The 278-nt window shown below is 44.2% G+C and carries 1 protein-coding gene; it reads right to left on the bottom strand.

The features are described 5' to 3' along the window. The coding region (locus tag MiSe_RS50210) for a hypothetical protein (protein WP_226595105.1) at positions 1–268 on the bottom strand (268 nt) is incomplete at its 3' end. Positions 269–278 lie beyond the last annotated feature (10 nt).

Here is a 278-nt window from a genome sequence, read left to right on the forward strand (position 1 = left end):
GGGACACGGCAATCATCAAATTTTGATGGCTCCAGAATATTTCTGATGCCGTGTCCCGACAAGATTGCGGATCGTTTTTCATAAATTCGGGTAGGGACACGGCGATCGTACAATTTTCACTTGGACAGAATATTTCTGATGCCGTGTCCCTACAAGATTGCGGATCGTTTTTCATAAATTCGGGTAGGGACACGGCAATCATCAAATTTTGATGGCTCCAGAATATTTCTGATGCCGTGTCCCGACAAGATTGCGGATCGTTTTTCATAAATTCGGGT

This window comes from Microseira wollei NIES-4236, from assembly GCF_020521235.1.
Lineage (GTDB): Bacteria > Cyanobacteriota > Cyanobacteriia > Cyanobacteriales > Aerosakkonemataceae > Microseira > Microseira wollei.